We start from the raw sequence: 19,135 nt of genomic DNA on the forward strand, positions 1-19,135 counted from the left end.
CTTTAGCTTATTCGAAGTTATACGGCGCGCCAGCCTGATTGATCACGCTGTTGTACTCTTTGAAGATGTTGACGATCTTCTGGTGCACTTCACCTTCCTGCGCCACTTCTTCCCAGAACTCCTTGGCGGCGTTTTCAACCTCGGCCCATTCGCCCGCTGGTACGGAACGCAGCGCCAGCTTGTCGCCATTGGCCCGCAGGGCCGCTTCACCGCCCCAGTACCACTGGTTGCGGTAGGTGTGTCCGGCTTCGGTGCCCGCCATAACGATGGCCTTGAGGTGTTCAGGCAGGTCTGCCCAACGCTCTTCGTTCACGAACCACGACCCGATCCACGCGCCCGAGATGTTGTTGGTCAGGAAGTAGTCGGTCACATCTGCCCAGCCCACGGTGTAGTCTTCGGTAATGCCCGACCATGCCATGCCGTCAAGCTCACCGGTCTGAACCGCAACTTCCGCGTCCTCGTAAGGAATGTTCACCGGCACCACGCCGAATTTCGACAGGAAACGTCCGGCGGTGGGGAAGGTATAAAGCCGCAGACCGTCCAGATCGGCAACGCTGGTGATTTCCTTCTTGGTGTTGAAGTTGCACGGATCCTGACCCGCAGCAGACAGCCATTTTACGCCGACCTTGGCGTATTCCTCTTCCCAGATTTCCTTCAAACCGTACTGGTTGAACAGTACCGGCACATCCAAAATGTGCTTGGTCGCGAAGGGGAAGTAGCCGCCGAACTGCTGCAGCGGCGTGGGCGACGCCATGGAGTCATCGTCAGAATGCACCCCGTCGATGGTCCCGCGCTGCAGGGCCTGAAACAGCTCGCCTGTGGGGACGATCTGATCGGCGTAGAACAGTTCGATCTCAAGCTCACCGTTGGCGGCCGTGTTGATGTAATCGATGACGGGCTTGGTCACATGCTCGCCCAGTGCCGCACCGGCATAGGTCTGAAAGCGCCATTTGATCGCTTCCTGTGCGCGCGCGATGGAAGGTGCGGCCAGTGTGGCGGCACCGGCAAGGCCCGCGTTGCGGATAAAATTACGTCTTGTTGTCATGTCTTTCTCCTTGATGAGTTAAGCTCCATTCGCGGAGTTCTTGGTTTTATTTTCCGTACACATAATTGGGCAGCCACAGGGCAAGCTGTGGGAAGATCATCACAAGCGCGAGAGCCCCGGCCATCACGATCACGAACGGCGTGATCGAGGCATAGATGTCGCGCAGGCTGATTTCAGGCGGAGCCATCGCGCGCATCAGGAACAGGTTATAGCCAAAGGGCGGCGTCATATAGGCGATCTGGCAGGTGATCGTATAAAGGATGCCGTACCAGACCAAATCAAACCCCAGCGCCCCCACCAGAGGGACATAAAGCGGGGCAACGATGACCAGCATCGCGGTATCGTCCAGAAAGGTGCCCATCAGGATAAAGCTGAGCTGCATCAGGATGAGGATCATCCAGGGGCTGAGGTTCAGCCGCTCTGTGAAAAGGTCTTCGATGGCTTTGACCGCACCCAGCCCGTCAAACACCGCACCAAAAGCAAGCGCGGCAAGGATGATCCACATGAACATGCAGGTAATGCCCAGCGTGTTACGCACCGAGTTTTCGAACACCGTGCGGGTCATGCGCCCCTTCAAGACAGCGGCGGCAAAGGCGGCCAGCGCGCCAATAGCGGAGCTTTCCACCAGCGATGTCCAGCCATTCACGAAAGGCACCATCATCACCGCAAAGATGATCAGCGGCAGAAGCCCCGCGCGCAGCAGCCGCAGCTTTTCTGCACGTGGAATTTCACTGCGTTCGTCTTCGTTCAAGGTGGGGCCAAGCACCGGGTTCAACCGGCAGCGGATCGCGATATAGGCGATGAAAAGCCCCGCCATCATCAAGCCCGGCACCACACCGGCAAGCCACAACTGCCCGACAGGCTGGCGTGCGATCATCGCATAAAGCACCAGCACCACGGACGGCGGAACGAGAATACCCAGAGACGATCCCGCCTGAATGACCCCTGTCACCATCCGCTTGTCATAGCCGCGCTTCAACAACTCCGGCAGGGCAATCGTTGCCCCAATCGCCATGCCTGCCACACTCAGCCCGTTCATCGCGGAAATCAGCACCATGAGCCCGATCGTCCCAATCGCCAGCCCCCCGCGCAGGCCACCCATCCAGACATGGAACATGCGGTAAAGGTCATCGGCGATCTTCGATTCCGACAGCACATAGCCCATGAAGATGAACATCGGCAGCGTCAGCAGCGGATACCATTTCATCAGCTTCATCGCGGCGGCAAAGCCTATGTCAAAACCGCCTTTGTCCCCCCAAAGCAGCAGCGCCGCCACCACGGCGACAAAGCCAATCGCGCCGAAAACCCGCTGACCGGTCAGCAGCATCAACATCATGGTCGAGAACATGAGCGTGGCGATCATTTCATAGGGCATCAGACAGTCTCACCCCGTAGGCGCAGCAAGTCCTTGAACAGCTCCGACAGGCATTGCAGCAGCATCAACACAAAGCCCACGATCATCACCACCTTGATCGGCCACATGTAAGGTCGCCACGCGGATGAGGATTGTTCCATCCGGCCAATTTCCTCGGCCCCGGTCAGCACGCCGAACAGAAACGAGAACGGCGCATCTTTCCAGTAGCCCAGCGAATAAGCAGTGGAACTGACAGCCCCGTAGATCAGCACACAAAGATAGAAGATCAGGAAACAGACCGTGATCAGGTCAAACCACGCTTTGCGCCGATCCGACCAGCCGCCATAGAGCAGGTCCATACGTACGTTTGAGCCCATCTGGATGGAATAGGGGCCGCCCAGCACATAATAACCAACCATCACAAACTGCGCCATTTCCAGCGTCCAGAGCGAGGGCAGAAAGAAGGTCTTGGACACCGACGACCAGAGCAGAATTCCCATCAGCACAAAGATGCCGTACATGACCACCCGCCCCAGACGTTGGTTCACGGCATCCACGCCCCGGATAAAGCCGCGCAATATGCCGGTCATGTGGCGGCTTCCTGTGCACAGGTGATCTGTTCAACCGCCTGTCTCAGCCAACCGGCCAGCAGGCTCGCCATCTCGCGTTGCGCGTCAGCGGTTCTGATCAGATCATTGCGCACCTCGATCATCACGTTGGGGCGCCCCTTGGACACGCCGTGTTCGATGAGTGTGTGCGTCACGCCGTCATTGGGTCCGTAAGGTTCATTACGGCGCACGACATGCGCGTCATGATCTGCGGCGGCCTCAAGGATGGCGTCTGCAAGGCCGCTGTCGCGGTCATGTAGTATGCCGATTTCAACATCGCGGGTCTTGCCGTGATAGACCGGCGTGAAGCTGTGGATTGTCACAAGGACGGCCTTCTCACGCACCGCCAAAGCCGCGTCGACCGCCATGCGAAACGGGGCATAATAGGCATCCGCACGCGCTGCGCGCTGGGCTGCGGTCAGACCAACGTTGCCGGGAATATCGTAGATTTCACTGCGGGCGGGCATGGCCGCCGGGGCATCCGGCGGACGGTTGCAGTCGTAAATCAGGCGGGAGATGCCCGAGGCGACAAGTTCCGCTTCCAGCATCTCTGACAGGGCTTCGGCCACGCCCAATGCACCGGGGTCCCAGGCCACATGGCTTGTCAGCACCTCTTTTGACAAGCCAAGGTTTTTGAATTCGGACGGCATGAATGCGCTTGCATGTTCGCAGACCAGCACGATGGCGTTCGTCGCGCCCGGTCTCAACGACCTGACGACATGCCCCGTATCCCCTGCGTCTGTCTGATTCATACAGCCCCCTGAGCAACAAAGGTCTTGCCAGCGGCGGCTTCTGTCAACACAATTGTGAAAAATTTATCACAAGTGAACTCGCTTTGATAAATTTTAGTGCAAATGGCGGAGGGCCGCGTGTCCGGAGATATGCTCACCATCTCGGATCGTATCCAGCAGAAGCTGGATGATCTCACGCGGGCGGAACGTCAGCTTGCTTTGTCGATCCTTGAGAATTATCCAGCCTCAGGGTTGGGACCGCTGACTGCATTGGCGAAAGACGCGGATGTGTCGGTGCCCACTGTCGCACGAATGGTGCAAAAGCTGGGCTACAAGGGATACCCCGAATTCCAGGCAGAGCTGCGCGAGGAACTGAGGGCCAAGGCGAAAGACCCCATTGCCAAACATGACACCTGGGCCGAGGCAGCACCTTCGGAACATATGCTGAACCGCTTTACCGATGCGGTGATCGGCAACATCCGCCACACCTTGGGACAGATCGATCCTGCGGCCTTTGACGCTGCCTGCGGCTTGGTGGGCGATCCTGCGCGCCACCTCTATATCGTCGGCGGCCGCATCACCCACACGCTGGCCGAATACCTGTTCCTGCACATGCAGGTGATCCGCCCGAACCTGACCCACGTGCAATCGACCTCTAACTCTTGGCCGCACTACCTGTTGAATGCGAAAAAGGGCGACGTCTTCATCATTTTCGACGTGCGCCGCTACGAGAACAACACCCTCAAACTGGCCGAGATGGCCCACGCGCGCGGGGCCGAGATTATTCTGTTCACCGACCAGTGGCGCTCTCCGGTGCACCAACTGGCGACGCACAGTTTCTCCAGCAGGATCGTCGTGCCGTCGGCCTGGGACAGTGCGGCGACCACGATGCTGCTGGTCGAAACGATGATCGGCTCTGTGCAAAACCTGCACTGGGACGAGACCAAGGCGCGGATGGAAGAACTAGAGGATATGTTCGACCAGACGCGGCTGTTTCGAAAATTTACGTGAAGTGGCGAAGGTTGGTTCCAAACCCAGTCTATGCGAAGCAACACCGCGCGTGATTGGCTGCATTCGCAGAAAGCGCCCGCGTCTGTTGCCTGAAAGCGTAGGTCCGTCCTGAAAAGACCGACCAAGGATCAAAAGGACCGGAACATCCATGGGGGTGCGCCAAGACGGCTCGCCACTTCTTTGGGCTAGAGGCACTTATCGATCTGCGGGTTCTGACGAACGTCACATTCTCGCCGCAAGCGTCTTCTCTGTGTTGGTTCGGTGCCTCACGCGTCGACACCTCAGGCCTGCGCCTCGGATTTCCTACGCCATGGCCGGTCCAGCGCAAGAGCGATTGCCGTTGCCAGCAACGCGAATGCATTGCCGTACCAGGGGGGGCTGCCCGGTGTTTGTGCGAGCACGGAGAGCGTGGCCAGAAGCGTCGGCATGTAGAACACGACAAGCAGGACAGGTACCAGAAAACGCGCCCACAATTCCCCCCGACGCACGGGAACGATGGCAAGAACGATCACCGCGACGCCGAGGGAAATCCACCCCGCCCCCGCGACATCAAGTAGCGCGCCGAAAAGGACCTGTTCGCTGTCTTGCAAGTCTTGCCACGCACGCCCAACCGCGTCGGAATGATAAGGCATGAACTCAGGTGTAAACAGATAGATCGCGCCCATGGTGACGCTGACGATGCCGGTAATGATGTACAATGATATAATCGCAATGCGCATCATGGTTTTCCTATTGGAGCCGCGCGCGCATTCTCTCACGCCTGAAGGCCCATTTCACTATTTTGTGGAGGGTTGAATGGTACAATGCTTGCCCCTTTCGTCCCAGTACTTTCGATACCACAGGCCACACAGATATTTCTGTGACGTTTATCCATAATCCCGGGAACCCATCAGCCAATAAATGGTTCGTGGTACGTGGATAGTGACGGTCCAAGGTCAAGCCGATCATTGGCGTGATCCGACCTGCGGGTCGCGGCCTTGCCTCAGGCCTCTGCCAATGCATCCAGCTCTTTTTCAAGCGCCTGCGCACTTGACGCGCGCGAGGACGTGAGCCCGCTTACCAGTGCGTAAGCCGCAGGGGTCAGAAACAGCGTAAAGACTGCCGCAAGTCCCAGTCCCCCGACAATGACCCAGCCAATCGCTTCGCGAGCCTCGGCGCCCGGCCCACTGCCCAGGATCAGCGGCAGACCAGACATTACGGTGCAGATGAGCGTCATCGAAATAGCGCGCAACCGCGCTTGCGCGGCCTCAAGTGCGGCCTCCATGACGCCGCTGCCCTGATCGCGCAGTTGGTTGGCAAACTCGACCAACAGGATGCCATTCTTGGCCATCACACCGATCAGGACCAGAACCCCGATCTGACTGTAGATATTGATCGTCGTGCCGGTCAACAGCATTGCATAGATGGCGGCGCAGACCCCGAATGGCACGGTTAACATCACGACAATCGCGCTCGTCAGGCTTTCGAACTGCGCGAGCAGCACCAGAAAGACGACCAGCAGAGCGATGATATAGGTTGCCATCAGGGCAGAGGAGTTTTCGTCAAGCGAGGCTGCCTCGCCCAAGAAAATCAGGCCGATGCCTTCGGGGAGCCTGTCCTGTGACAGCGCGCGCACATCGTCTATCACCGCGCGCAGACTGACTTCCGGGGAAACTGAGGCGTCAATTTCGATCGCGCGGCGTTGGGCGTGGCGGTCCAGCTCGGCAGCGACGCCTTTTTCCTCCAGCGTTACGATCTGGCTCAAAGGGACCAGTTCACCCGCTTCGGAGCGCACATAGAGGCTCATCAGATCGACGGGGTCGCGCACCGCACCCGCAGCAGACTGCAGCAGCACCGGCACGGCCTCGTCATTGATGGTCAGTTCGGCGATTTCGTCTTCATCCACCAGCGCCCGAAGGGTAGCTGAAAGCGTTGACATCGGCACACGCAGATCAGACGCACGCGCGCGGTCTACGCCGATGCTGAGCTGCGGCTGGGTGGCCTGATACTGAATGCGGACACCTGACAATCCCTCAACCTCGCCCAGATCCTGCGCAAAGTCATCTGCCGCAGCGGCGATATCGGGATAGTTCGGTCCGGTCAGGGCAATGCTCAACCCGCCGCCGGACCCGCCAGGCAGGCCAAGGCTGTTTCCGCCTCGAATGCGGCTTTGCGCGCCGGGGATCTGCGCGAGTTTTCCACGTATCTCGGCTTCGATGTCGGCCTGACTGACCTCACGCGCCTCCCAGGGTATCAGACCCATCGTGATCGCACCGCGATTGAGATCGTACCGGCCCGTGATGGAATAAAGCGGCTCGGCAACGCCCGCATCGACGTAGGGTTGCAGTATCTCCTCGACCTGTATGACCTGCCGGTCGGTGTAATCGAGGCTGGTCCCATCCGGACCTTGTATCCAGACCGAGACCCTTCCGCGATCCTCCGGTGGTACCAGTTCCTCGCCCAGATCGTCGTAGACCAACACAGCACCCCCAGCCAGAAGCGTGGCGCCCACGATGGTGACGAGCGGTGCGCGGATCATCGGGCGCACCAGGGCGGCGTAGGCTTGGGCGGCCCATCTGCCCGGTCTTTCGAATATCCCGCCACCCTTTCCCAGCGGGTCGCCCAGTGAGGCCAGCATGGGACACATCGTCAATGCGACGAAAGAGGAGATGATGACGGTGAAGGCCAGCACAAAGCCAAACTCGGTAAAGAGGCGTCCCGCCTCTCCGGGCAGGAAGGATATGGGCACGAATACCGCGACAAGTGTGATTGTGGTGGCAACAACGGCAAAGAATACCTGTCCTGACCCAACGACCGCAGCGGCCTTGGCCCCCATGCCCTCTTGTCTGCGGCGTTGAACGTTTTCGGTCACAACGATGGCATCGTCGACGACAAGGCCGGTGGCCAGCACCATCGCCAGCAAGGTGATCAGGTTGATTGAAAACCCCATAATCCAGATGCCCGCGATCGAGCCGATAAGCGCGATTGGGATGGTGATCGCCGGGATGAGCGTGGCGGTCAGGCGCCCGAAAAACACCCACATAACCGCAATTACGATGACCAGCGCCAGCGCCAGCGTTTTCATTACCTCGGCAATAGAACCTTTGATAAAGACCGCGTCATCGCTGGTGATCTGGAACCCCAGATCAGGAAAGCGCAGCTTGAGCCGCTCGACTGCATTTGCCATCTGGTTGGAAATGCGCACGGTATTCGATTGCGCCTGCCGCACGATGCCAACGCTGACAATCATACGGCCATCCAGACGCGCCACGCTGTCGGGAGTGGCAAGGCCAAAAAACACAGTCGCCACATCGCCCAGCCGCACGTTGTCGCGCAGCATTAAATCCTCGATGCGCTCGGGGTTGGAAACGGTCGCATCGGCGCGCACCAGAACTTCCAGCGCGCCGGAGCCGAAACTGCCCACGGGTACGTCGAACTGCGCCGCGCGAAGCACATCTGCCACCTCCCCTATGGAAAGCTCGAAGGCGGCCAGCCTGTCCGGGCGCACTTCAACCCGCAACACGCGTTGACGCGCACCAAAGAGCACCACCTCCGCCACACCGTCAAGCGCGGTGAATTCGGTGGCAACAGCGTCTTCGACAAGACGTGTCAATTCGTCGATGGAGCGCGTATCACTCCAGACGGCAATGTCTACGATCGGGTTCGCGTCCCGCTCGGACTTGACGACAAAGAGGTCTTCAACACCGCTGGGCATTCGGTTTTCTACCCGCGCGACCGCCTCGCGGACATCATTCGACGCGCTGTCGAGATCTCGGCTCGGATTAAATTCAACCCGCATCCGAAAGTTTCCCTCCTCCGACGAGGTCCGCACCGATCTGACACCCGCCACCCGCGCGACCGCCCCTTCGACAAGAGAAGCGACTTCGGCATCCACCGTGGTTGGAGATGCACCGGGATAGTTCGCGCGGACAGACACGATGGGCCGGTCGACATCCGGTAATTCGCGTACCTCTACGCCCCACAACGCGCCGATCCCGGCGATCACAATTATCAGGCTAAGTACCGCCGCAAGGTAAGGTCGGCGCACGCTCAGATCGCTGATGCCTTTTCCTGCGAAATTCATGTGCGCGGCTCTTTTGGTGTGTTCAAAACACGAACGGCTCCGCCGCTGCGCAGCCTCTGCGTGCCTTCTACGACGACCAAATCACCCTTCTTAAGGGGGCCGTCGACGATGACCAGACCTGCGCGCCGCCGAACCAGGCGGACTTCCACGCGTTCCGCCGCCCCCTCAGCGACGCGCCAGACATGCAGCGAGTCTTGGGAAAACTGCAATGCAAGCTCGGGTACCGCCGGAAACGAGCTGCCCGGCAGATCAAGCTGCAAAGCAAATGATGCGCCAGGCCTAAGCAAATCGGCGGCATTACCAATCGCGGCCCGCACCCGCGCTGTCCGTGTTGCGGCGTTGACCCGGCTGTCAATCGCACTGATTTCACCGTCGAAACTGCGCCCTTCGACCGAAGGTGTTGTCGCGGTCACGCCAAGCCCGGTAGATACGCGCCCCAGAAGTGCCTCGGGAAGATCGAATTCGACCAGAATACTCCTGCGATCATCGAAATTTCCAATGACATCGTCCGTCGCGATCCTGTCTCCGATCTCGACCGATGCCAGACCTGTAATCCCATCAAACGGGGCGCGCAAAACGCGATTGTCCAGGTCCTCCTGCGCGCGCTCAAGCTCAATCTGGGCAACCTGAAAATCCGTCTGCACCTGTTCCAGACGGACGGTCGCCGCAACGCCACTCTCTTGCAACCGGCGGTATCTCTCACGTTCGTCATTGGCCCGGTCAAACCGAGCCTGAGCGAGCGAGACGGCAAACCGCTCATCTGCATCATCGAGCTGCATCAGCGTATCGTTCTTGGCAAAACGACGTCCCGGCGCGATGTTGAATTCCGTGATCTCGCCACTTGAGGGCGCGCGCAGGGTGATGGAGCGGATCGCAAATCCCGTGCCGATTGCTGACAATCTGTGGTCATCGCGCATGATCTCGGTCTGGGCGACAATCACCGGTATTCCCTTTGCGCGGTCCCGTTGCTGTTGCGCAGGCGCCGAAGCGGCAAAGGAGATCTCCCAGAGACGAGTCAGTTCGGCGCGATATTGCCATGATACGGCGGCCCCGATGATCAGGATCGCGCACACCGCAAGCTGTTTCCAGACAGAAGTCATTTTGGCCACCAACCGTTCGTTGACACGTTCATCTGCTGATAGATAGCTTCACCTGTTTAAACGTCACGCTGCAGCCACAGAAGCAAATAGTGCTGCCCATCACAGTTCTGTTGAACTTGGCTCAGCACTGAACTACGGGCACCGCGTTTGTTGGTAGCCGTTCTAATTCTGATGCGAATAACGCGGTGACGCAATGCAACTGATCGGAAGCACGATCTTGTCTGTGGCCCGGAGATCCGACGGTTCTTGAAACTCGCTTGCCCACCTTTGCAGCACGTATGCGCATTACCGTGCCTGTTGCGCCGTCATGAAATCAAATCTCTTGCCCAGGAAAACAAAGTGACAGACTGTCTTCCCATGATTTTGAGATTGATTGTCATTCTGCTTCTTGCAAGCCCACTTGTTCTTGCAGGCCCACTTGACGCACAGACGCAGCGCGAGGCGGGTCTGGAACTGGTTCTGCTGGCCGATGCCTCGGGTTCTATCGACGCAGAAGAGCTTGCCTTTCAGCGTCAGGGCTACGCGCTCGCCATTACGGATGAAGTTGTCATCGCGGCCATCCGCAACTCAATCTATGGAAATGTCGCCGTGACCTACATCGAATGGGCCAGTAACACCGCAGTCGTGGTTCCCTGGACCATTGTCGACAGCACTGAGAGCGCCCGCGCCTTTGCCGACGCGCTTACCGGCCCGCCGCGCCAGGCTTACGGCAGCAACGCCATCGGGGCTGCGCTACTGGACGCCAAACGCCTTATCGAAGGCAACGATGTCTTTGCACCCCGTGCTGTCATCGATTTCTCCGGGGACAGCATCCGCAACTCGTCCGGTCCATCCATCAGCGCCGCGCGTGCAGAGGTGCTTGCGGCCGGAATCACAATCAATGCCCTGCCAATCCTGCGCCCCGAAGACGGGCGGCGCGCGGGTGCCAACCTTGAAGAGGAATACGCGACTCGCATCATTGGCGGACCGGGGGCTTTCATGGTCACCGCCGAGGGGCGGAACAGCTTTGCGGAAACGGTCAGGCGCAAGCTGGTGCTGGAAATATCCGGCCTAACGCCAGACGAGCAGCTTGCGGAGGCCCGATTGGAAGAGTAGCCGCACCGCCTTCCGTCTGCCCTCAAAGAACCACTGGCCTGTTCATTTGCTGCAGCGATGCAGCTCAACGGCCAGACATCGCACGCCGTTCTGAGGCATGTCCGAAGTGGCAAGCCGCGACGGCTGCTTTCAGCTTCATTGCCTCAAGGCAATTGGTGCGCTAATGCCCAATGTCCGCAATCAAGATGCCGCATTGTGGTGACGGTCCTTGGGACGAAAGCCTCCAAACCGTGTGTTGAATCGGCCTCCTGATCCGACGCGGATGCGTTTACAGCCAATGACCGCCTTGTCCCGCGTTGTGTGAGTTCGCGCGCCCTCCGAATTTGCGCACGCAGCGAATGACCAGTCTGGTCAAGCTGTGCTGCCGCGGCAGCACGTGCAATGAATGTCTCTGATGGGTCGCGATTGACTGTTGGTGTCAGGTTAAGGTGTCTTCAGGCACGCATGAAACGCAACGCCTTAAGTCCGTCGAATGCGGGGCCTGACCCTGTCAAGTTGGTCAAATCCCCAACAGCACGCGGGCAGCACGTATCAGCACCATTGGGTCAAGGTCGGTACGCGCGACTTGAGGCGGCGCGTCTGTACGAGCCGTCAGTGCCGCAACGGCGGTGCAAGCGGAACGAACAGAGTATTCGACCGTGAAGACGCAGTCCCGGGGCAACTCGCAGAATTGCCCGATAACAGCAAAATTCCGCGCACCATTGGGTCGCACATCAGGTCGATCGCCGGGCTGACGGGGCATGAATTGGCTGGTGATAAACGGCATTCGACAGGGAAGAACCCGCGCACCTTCAAACCATGCCTCTTCTTGCTTCGTCAGCTTCAGGTGCGCAGAAAGCTCTTTGATGATTTCATCCCCTGTCGCCTCCCACATCGGTTTTTTGATCACGTCGCCGGTGCGGTCACCGCGCAAACCGTAGCCCCAGAACGTGTAGCTGCCGTGTTTCTGGCCACGGAAATGCGGTTGATGGAAAAGGACGATGGAAAGAACCCAGCTTGAATCGGCGAATGTGACAAGTCCGCCCGTGCCGGTCCGATTGTTTGTGAAATCCTCCATGAACTCAAAGAAATCAGGGCAATCCATGGTAACGGTGAAAGAGTGCCACGCAGTCTTGTCAGTGTCGCCGCAGAACGCTTCGGGGCGACCGAAGCCTTCGTGCTCGGCCGCGAGCTTGCGCCACAGCGTCCAAGCGCCGCCCTCCTGATCCTCCAGGTCTGGCGCGTTATGATTGGATCCCTGAACAGTCGCGTCGGTCATCGACCCCAAGGTGAGGTAGACACGGTCGTCCGCACCTACCTTTACATCGGTTTTTTCAGCCAAGACGAGGGCAGTGACCAAGCGGTCCTGCCGTGTGCCTTCAATCGTAACATCGATGACCCGTGTGTCAGTTGCGACCCTGACGCCGCGATCCCGCAGCCAGGTCACGACCGGGGCGATCAGAGCGTCGTATTGATTATAACGGGTGCGCAAAATCCCAGCGATGCGGGTAAATCCGGAAAAAAGATGGATGAACCGCCGCAAATAGCGGCGCATTTCAGCCAGTGAATGCCACGGCTGGAATGAAAACATCGTGGACCACATCAACCAAAAGTTGCTGTCGAAAAAGGACGTGTCGAACCAGTCCTCGATCCGCTGTCCTGCCAAGGTGCGTTCGGAGTGGAGGATCAAGCGGTTGATATCGATGATGCCCTGCGCGCTCAACGTGAGATCAAAGCGATCCTCCGCTGGCCTTCCGTTGCGCACCAGGCGACAGTTTGATGATCCGGGCACCATGCGATTGAAGGCCATGATATCCTCGGTGACCGAAACGTCCGGATTGTCAGAGGACGGGATCGAATTCAGAAGGTCAAAGGTGCAGGCGAAATGCTCTTCGAACATGCGCCCGCCACGGATCATATATCCGGTCTGCGCGTCGCCTGACCCGTCAAGAGATCCCCCCGCGACGCCAAGCTGTTCATAGATACGGATGTTTTTGCCTTCGACGCCAGCATCGCGGATCAGGTAGACGGCCGTTGCAAGTCCGGCAATGCCGCCGCCAACAATGTGATGCTGTTCCAGTGATGTAACCTTTGACACTTTCACTTGCCTTTCCGTCATTAAACCCGCTCAGACTATTCGGCTTGGACGACAGTGCGTTGACATTCATCAGTCCGGCAGTTCTCTCTGCGGCCTTGATTGCAGGGAATGCGCTGGTCTGCGCCATTGGCAGCCAGCTGAAAGCTGCATTGCGGCGCCGACACGCGCGGCCATTCTCCGGAATGGGACGTCCAGTGGTCCAACGCCGACGAGTGAGTTCCGCCCGCTGCGGTGCCGCAAGTAGGCTCTGAGCCGATTTTGCTTTTCCTGAACGCATTGGCGGATGTCGGCTTTGACGCACGCTGGAGGTTCCTAGATAAGCGGGATTGTGAGGCACTCATCCGCGCACCCAGACGTCAGATGCACATGCCCGATCATGTCGTGTTTCGTGCGTTGGCGCTTCGCAATGGCACAACTTCGTGGAACTTGCCGCTCGCGGTGAATTCCGGAAGTACGGCGCTTTCTCGCACCGTGATATCCTCCAATCCGTTATCGCGAAACACACGCTGCACCGAGGCGATGACTTCATGATAGACACTCCCTTCGGTCGCTCCTTCGACCAGATCTATTCGCACTTCGAACTCTCTCTCACTGGTCTGGACCAGTTGGATGCGCTGGGCATTTTCATGCTCCAGATCGAAGACGAGCGGCGACAGCGTCACCTCACCCACACGAACGAGCGTCGCCTGGCGTCCCTCCACCTGAAAACTGCGAAACGGTGATCCACAGGGGCATGGGTCCTTGTAGAACCGCACACAGTCGCCAAGATCGTATCGGATGAACGGCTGAACCTCATTGGCGAGCACCGTCAGCAGCACGGTTTCCGACAGCGTGCCATCGGGAACGGGCTGCATCGCCGCGTCGACCGCTTCAAGGATGACCCAGTCCTCGTTCACATGCTTGCGCCCGTGGCTGCACTCGAACGAAAGCACCAGGCACTCGGTGCACCCATAGGCGTCGATAATTCCGTATTTCAGCGAGGGAAAGGCCCGTAGAGCCCGCTCGCGCAGATCGTCCGTGAGCGTCTCGCCTCCCATACTAAAGAGCGCAGGCGCGATCTGCAGGCGCCCGGCCTCCTTTTCCCTGACGAGGATGCTTAGCATGCTGGGGTAGGTCGTGATCCAGGCGACGTTCGCGATCGCATTAAGCTTGTCAACGAGCCGATCAATCGGTTGCTCGGCCTCGATGAAGGTTGCCCCGAACCCCCTTGCCAGCCGCGGATACAGCCGCTGCACCAATTTGTTGAACCCAATGCCAGCAAAGTGACCGTTGCCGCCGGTGATCGTCACCTTCACGCCAAGCTGGCGGACGTCCCGGATAAGCTTCCACTGGCGCCGATCGAAACGCGCCATTAAAATCCCATAGGCATACTCCAGAAAGGATGAGGGCAGCACGATGACCGCGGGCTCACCCGATGTCCCCGAGGTCTGGAAAACGGCGACATCGTCGATCGGAACACCTACATTCCGGATATCCCGGACATGCTCGTGGGCCCTGTCGAGAGTAAGAGATCGAATGGTCAGCCAGTCGTCGAACTCCCTCATGAGATCGGGTTTTCGGGTCACCGGCAAGTCGTGCAGTTCGATCTCGCTTGTCGGTGGCAGATCCGCGTAGAGCCTGCGAAACAGGGGGGAGTCGCGCCGCGCCTTTTCCACAAGACGCCGCAGGTTTTGGAGCTGCTTGGATTTAATGCGTTTGTGTCCACCCCAGCTTGTCCAAAGCCCACCAAATAAATATCCCAATGCTCGAAGAAGGCTGAAACGCATATCTGCTCGCTCTGGCTGTTGGTTGTGTCGGGTCTGAAAGTACTCTTTGACTGCAAACTACACCCAAGGAAAGCGCCTCGATTGACGGACATCAAGTCGCGTCATGGCGCTGGCCCATGATCACGCTGATTTCTGCGTAAGCGACGTTTTTTGGCAGAGACACCGAACATCGGTTTCGTCCCGCATTGCTGTCATCCGGTCTGGCACACAGCGGCGTGTGCGATCAAAACCCACTTTGAATAAGCTGCACGGTAGCCCAGATCGACACGACGAAGGGCCGGAATGGCCGCCCCTGACCGGTCAATACAAGAGGGAGCGTCCCACGCTGCGGCACACTCAGGACGACTGAAATCCCAACTTTTGGAGTGTTCTACTATGACTGATCGTCCGCTGATTTCGAAAACTGACGGCCAGACGTGAACCAAGAAGGTGCCTAGGAATCTGGCGGCTATTCAGTGGGGCTGCGCAGACTACGCTCCGGTTCTTTGGGTGCATCCCGATTATCAAGTCAATGCAGGGTGAGTGATTGGACCAAATGGTTATGACGAACCAGTTGGGCCTGTCGCGCGCTGGGGGAATGCAATAAACCCGCAGGCCTATGTTACGATACGTCTTCAAGAAGGGATTTCGCGGCAACAAGGTCCGGCGTGTCGAACCCCTCGGAGAATTTCGAGTAGACGGGCTGCAAGGCTTCTTCGGCCTCATGCGACCGTCCTTCATGTCGCAAAAACTCGGCCAGAGTGGTCGCAGTACGCAATTCAAAAGACAGCGCACCGACGGCACGGGCCAGTTCGCGGGACTTGGTCAGATAGTGCAACGCCTGTTGGCGGTCTGCATCAGGCATTGATAGCAGGATTTGGGCGCGCAATCGATTGGATTCCGGCTGATAGAAGATATCCCCTGTCGAAGTTTCATGCGCCAGTGCCTTGTCGCTTAGCACCAGCGCCTCGCCAAACCGGCCCAATCGGCCAAGTGCGGTGGCGATGCGGGAGGTGTACTCGCCAAAGGTGGTCCGCCCTCCGACGGCTTCCCAATTGGCGACGGATGCCATGAGAACCTCAGAACCGATTTGATCTCGCCCAAGGGCGATCAATGCGCGGCCTCGCACGGAATCACTGGACACGATCTTGACGAATGGCAGGTTCAATTCATCGCAAATCTCGTTGGCTTCGTCACAATGCAACAGATTTTGTTCACCTTGTCCGAATTCCATCAATGCGATCGAACCGAGGGTGAGGGAATGAACCAGGGTGAACGGGTGTTCCAATCTTCGCGCATGAGCATTGCCCTCGGCAACGGCCTCGGCGGCTTGATCGGCAAATCCCTGTATCCAAAGCTGAGTGGCACCCCCCCATTCCAGAACGGTTGAATAGGGATCATGGTTCATGAATTGGACCAGGTGGCGGTGACCCTCCAAGCTGTAGTCTTTCTTGACCCGATCACGCCGCCGGGTTGCTTCCGGGAAATCTCCGATCCAGAAACAGTTCATGCTGGCAGCGGTGTCAGCGATCATCTGCAAGTCTTCGCTACCGTGATCTGCCGCAGCCTTGTCCAGTGCCGCCAACCATTCCAAAGCCGGTTTCATTTCCGATCTCGTTGCGTGATAGATCCAGATGCTGAACAGCGAAAACCCGAGCGCCAGCTGGTCTTGCAAGGCCTGCGCAAGGGGTACCGCAGGATCAAGCGCCTCGCGAATGGCATCAGCCGCCCAACCCTTGGACGCCATCTCCGCCGCACCAAGGGCCACACGCAAGTCCAGCTCAAGCCGGTCCCGCGCGCCACCTGCTGCCATCTTGGACGTTTGCGCAAGGCCCAGCCGAAGCTGGCTGATCGCCTCAGCGAATGTCGCTGCAGTCATGGCGTCGCGGCCCGCCTGCAGATAGAGCGTGGCCGCCTTTTGCGAAAGCCCAGCCGCCGCGCTGTGAAACGCGCACTCCATGATATCCTGACTGGCCTGTGCTTCCAGAAACTGGACGATCTCGCTGTGCAGTTGCTGTTTGCGCAATCTCAACAGACTATCATAGGCTGCGTCCCGCAAAAGAGCATGCTTGAACTCGTACCTGCTTGTTGGGGGCCTACCGTGGTGAAAGACAATCTCCACCTCTGCGAGTTGATCCAGCGCGGTGCGTAATGTCTTTTCAGGCAAGCCTGCGATGGCGAAGAGAAGATCGTAGGAGAATTCCCGGCCGATACAGGCACCGATCTGCGCGACGTTCTTGATGGACGACTGTCGATCCAGCCGCGCCATCAACGTGTCGTGCAGTGTCGCTGGTACGGCCAGATCCATCTCATCGCCAATGACTTCATAGGTATTTTCGGTCTCAATGACGTATTCCGCATCCAGCACCGTCTTGGTCAGTTCCTCGACATAGAGCGGCACCCCATCTGCTTTGTCGGTGATCTGCTCCTTGATCGTCGACGGCAGAGGTTTTCTGCCGGTCAGCTGGTCGATCAGAATCCCGCATTCCACCTGCCCCAGCCGGTTGAGCGACAAGTTCGTGAGATGCGGGAAAGACTGCCAGGGCGATACGAATTCGGGCCGAAAAGTCAAAAGCACAAGCATCGGCTTGCTTTGAGCCGCGGCAATCGTACGCCCGATCAAGTCCAAAGTTGTCGGATCTGCCCAATGCAAATCTTCGACAATCAACAGAACAGGGGTCTGCTCTGCAAGTGCATCCGCCTGTTCAAGCAGGACCAAAAGTGTCTCTTCCAGCTGCCGTTGCGGGCTCATTTCAAGCGGCGGATATCGCTCCTCCACAGGTAGGTTCAGGATGGACCCAACCAACGCGGCCGTCTCGTCGAACGGGCGGGAAGTCTTCATTAGAATAACCTCCAACTTGTCGAATTTGGCGTCCGGGCCGTCACTTCGCTCAAACTGTGCGGCGCGTTCCATTGCTCCGGCAACAGGGTGCAGGGCGACATTCTCGAAGTAATGCGAACATTGATATCGCAAGATAGACTTCGGCTGTGTCTCAAGGGCCTCGTACAATTGGCGGATCATGCGACTTTTTCCGATACCGGCCTCACCCGACAACAGAACGACCTGGCCTTCGCCGGATACAGCGTGACGCCAGCGATCCTGCATCAACTCCAGATCGCCCAACCGGCCCACCAGTGGTGTGATGCCAATTGCCGTTCTGGCAGCATCAAAACGGCTATCTGCAGTCACTTCATACTCGACCTGCCAGACCTGAACGGGAGCGTGGATTCCCTTGAACAGATGTCGGCCCAGATCGACGGTTTCGAACGACGCTTTCAACAACGACCGGGTTTTGTCGTCGATCAATAACTGCCCCGCCTCGGCCAAGCTTTGCAGGCGGCTGGCCCGGTTTGGAGCATTGCCGGAAATCGCCCCGCTCTGATGCGACGCTTCTCCGGCAAGATCGCCGACGACAACCGTTCCAGTTGCAATGGCCGCACGCGCCGCGAGCCTCTCATCGCTCCCTAGGATGGTTACTTCAGAAATCATCTCCAGCGCGGCCCGCCCAGCCCTTACAGCGCTTTCGGCCTGATCCTCGGTGGCGATAGGCCAGCCGAAATAGACTACAATGCCATCGCCGATGAAATTCGCGATATGCCCACCCTGTGCTGTGACGGCTTTGGCCACGGCGTCCTGATACTTCAGCTGGATGTCGCGCAGGTCTTCGGGATCAAGCTGCGCAGCAAGGGACGTCGATCCAACCATATCGCAGAACAGCACCGATACCTGACGGCGTTCGACTGATTGTTCCGGCGAAATTGCGTCTGTCAGCGTCGCTGACTGTTCGATTGTAGCTATTTCTTTCAGCAACCGCCGCCGATGCCCCACAAGGTCGACACCAAGATCCTTGAGGTCTTCGCTGGTCAGATCCGGCAGAATGTTCCAGTCTATTTCATTGGCGGTGAACGCCTCTCGATAGACGCCCAGCCCCAATCCATCAAGCCAGATACCAACATCGCTCATCCGCGACCCCTTTGTAAGATGTTAGCAGCCAGTTGCCTCAATGCACAAGCATGTGCCTCTGGTCAGGATCCCTAGGCAATGAATAACGCCTGCGGCGAGAGTGATTGTGGACCGGAAGACTCTTGAGCCGCAGTCGTAATGGGTAACGGCACGGGCTTTGTTGCACAAATCCAGTGACGGGCAGAGTTCCCCTTTCCCCGGACGGACTTATCCTACGGGCTCTGTGACGGGAATGCCGAGAGCAGTGTAGCGGTTGAGCACGGCGATGCGGATTTGGATTTCCGCGACCTGCCGGTCGAAGTCCCGGGCCATCACGGATTGGCCAAGCAGTTTGATACAGTG

General features: G+C 58.4%; 12 protein-coding genes and 1 pseudogene. 2 read left to right on the forward strand and 11 right to left on the reverse strand.

Annotated features, from left to right (window positions below; genetic code table 11):
* Positions 1 to 7: 7 nt before the first annotated feature.
* The 4 genes from GV827_RS20940 to GV827_RS20955 are packed head-to-tail and all read right to left on the reverse strand — an operon-like array spanning position 8 to position 3,759.
* Positions 8 to 1,045 carry a TRAP transporter substrate-binding protein gene (locus GV827_RS20940; protein WP_164355836.1) on the reverse strand — a complete coding sequence of 346 codons (1,038 nt, stop codon included), beginning with the start codon at positions 1,043 to 1,045 and terminating at the stop codon, positions 8 to 10.
* Between the two features lie 46 nt (positions 1,046 to 1,091).
* Positions 1,092 to 2,420, reverse strand: coding sequence for a TRAP transporter large permease (locus GV827_RS20945; RefSeq protein WP_164355838.1), 1,329 nt, complete (start codon positions 2,418 to 2,420; stop codon positions 1,092 to 1,094).
* Entirely contained in the window at positions 2,420 to 2,989 is a 570-nt protein-coding gene (locus GV827_RS20950) for a TRAP transporter small permease subunit (protein ID WP_164355840.1), read from the reverse strand. The genes GV827_RS20945 and GV827_RS20950 overlap by 1 nt, the downstream gene beginning before the upstream one ends.
* Positions 2,986 to 3,759: an N-formylglutamate amidohydrolase gene (locus GV827_RS20955; RefSeq protein WP_164355842.1), complete on the reverse strand. Its 774-nt coding sequence runs from the start codon at positions 3,757 to 3,759 to the stop codon at positions 2,986 to 2,988. Before GV827_RS20955 ends, GV827_RS20950 begins: the two co-directional genes overlap by 4 nt.
* Before the next feature lie 129 nt (positions 3,760 to 3,888).
* Between GV827_RS20955 and GV827_RS20960 the strand changes: the two genes are divergently transcribed.
* A complete protein-coding gene (locus GV827_RS20960; RefSeq protein ID WP_164355856.1) occupies positions 3,889 to 4,749 on the forward strand; it encodes a MurR/RpiR family transcriptional regulator in 861 nt (286 codons plus the stop codon).
* A 281-nt stretch (positions 4,750 to 5,030) separates the two neighbouring features.
* Here the strand turns inward: GV827_RS20960 and GV827_RS20965 are convergent, their stop codons facing one another.
* The 3 genes from GV827_RS20965 to GV827_RS20975 form a co-directional block, all read right to left on the reverse strand.
* Positions 5,031 to 5,468 carry a hypothetical protein gene (locus GV827_RS20965; protein ID WP_164355843.1) on the reverse strand — a complete coding sequence of 146 codons (438 nt, stop codon included), beginning with the start codon at positions 5,466 to 5,468 and terminating at the stop codon, positions 5,031 to 5,033.
* A gap of 263 nt (positions 5,469 to 5,731) precedes the next feature.
* Positions 5,732 to 8,812, reverse strand: coding sequence for an efflux RND transporter permease subunit (locus GV827_RS20970; protein WP_164355846.1), 3,081 nt, complete (start codon positions 8,810 to 8,812; stop codon positions 5,732 to 5,734).
* Positions 8,809 to 9,912, reverse strand: coding sequence for an efflux RND transporter periplasmic adaptor subunit (locus GV827_RS20975; protein WP_164355848.1), 1,104 nt, complete (start codon positions 9,910 to 9,912; stop codon positions 8,809 to 8,811). Before GV827_RS20975 ends, GV827_RS20970 begins: the two co-directional genes overlap by 4 nt.
* A gap of 357 nt (positions 9,913 to 10,269) precedes the next feature.
* On the opposite strand from GV827_RS20975, the gene GV827_RS20980 reads away from it, so the two are divergent.
* Positions 10,270 to 11,007: a DUF1194 domain-containing protein gene (locus GV827_RS20980; RefSeq protein WP_164355850.1), complete on the forward strand. Its 738-nt coding sequence runs from the start codon at positions 10,270 to 10,272 to the stop codon at positions 11,005 to 11,007.
* 499 nt (positions 11,008 to 11,506) lie between these two features.
* Here GV827_RS20980 and GV827_RS20985 read toward each other — a convergent pair whose 3' ends face one another.
* The 4 genes and pseudogenes from GV827_RS20985 to GV827_RS21000 form a co-directional block, all read right to left on the reverse strand.
* Complete coding sequence (locus tag GV827_RS20985; RefSeq protein WP_204326021.1) at positions 11,507 to 13,084, reverse strand: oleate hydratase; 1,578 nt, start codon at positions 13,082 to 13,084, stop codon at positions 11,507 to 11,509.
* Between the two features lie 374 nt (positions 13,085 to 13,458).
* Positions 13,459 to 14,850: a phenylacetate--CoA ligase family protein gene (locus GV827_RS20990; RefSeq protein ID WP_235930610.1), complete on the reverse strand. Its 1,392-nt coding sequence runs from the start codon at positions 14,848 to 14,850 to the stop codon at positions 13,459 to 13,461.
* Positions 14,851 to 15,451: 601 nt separating this feature from the next.
* Positions 15,452 to 18,793: an adenylate/guanylate cyclase domain-containing protein gene (locus GV827_RS20995; RefSeq protein WP_164355854.1), complete on the reverse strand. Its 3,342-nt coding sequence runs from the start codon at positions 18,791 to 18,793 to the stop codon at positions 15,452 to 15,454.
* Positions 18,794 to 19,000: 207 nt separating this feature from the next.
* Positions 19,001 to 19,135: pseudogene (locus GV827_RS21000) on the reverse strand (IS5/IS1182 family transposase); the annotation flags it as partial.

The organism is Sulfitobacter sediminilitoris (genome assembly GCF_010667575.1).
Taxonomy (GTDB): Bacteria; Pseudomonadota; Alphaproteobacteria; order Rhodobacterales; family Rhodobacteraceae; genus Sulfitobacter; species Sulfitobacter sediminilitoris.

Coding starts and splice junctions, on each gene's coding strand:
- GV827_RS20980 (WP_164355850.1), top strand. CDS start 10,270: ATGATTTTGAGATTGATTGTCATTCTGCTTCTTGCAAGCCCACTTGTT.
- GV827_RS20960 (WP_164355856.1), top strand. CDS start 3,889: ATGCTCACCATCTCGGATCGTATCCAGCAGAAGCTGGATGATCTCACG.
- GV827_RS20950 (WP_164355840.1), bottom strand. CDS start 2,989: ATGACCGGCATATTGCGCGGCTTTATCCGGGGCGTGGATGCCGTGAAC.
- GV827_RS20995 (WP_164355854.1), bottom strand. CDS start 18,793: ATGAGCGATGTTGGTATCTGGCTTGATGGATTGGGGCTGGGCGTCTAT.
- GV827_RS20940 (WP_164355836.1), bottom strand. CDS start 1,045: ATGACAACAAGACGTAATTTTATCCGCAACGCGGGCCTTGCCGGTGCC.
- GV827_RS20990 (WP_235930610.1), bottom strand. CDS start 14,850: ATGCGTTTCAGCCTTCTTCGAGCATTGGGATATTTATTTGGTGGGCTT.
- GV827_RS20975 (WP_164355848.1), bottom strand. CDS start 9,912: ATGACTTCTGTCTGGAAACAGCTTGCGGTGTGCGCGATCCTGATCATC.
- GV827_RS20970 (WP_164355846.1), bottom strand. CDS start 8,812: ATGAATTTCGCAGGAAAAGGCATCAGCGATCTGAGCGTGCGCCGACCT.
- GV827_RS20955 (WP_164355842.1), bottom strand. CDS start 3,759: ATGAATCAGACAGACGCAGGGGATACGGGGCATGTCGTCAGGTCGTTG.
- GV827_RS20945 (WP_164355838.1), bottom strand. CDS start 2,420: ATGCCCTATGAAATGATCGCCACGCTCATGTTCTCGACCATGATGTTG.
- GV827_RS20965 (WP_164355843.1), bottom strand. CDS start 5,468: ATGCGCATTGCGATTATATCATTGTACATCATTACCGGCATCGTCAGC.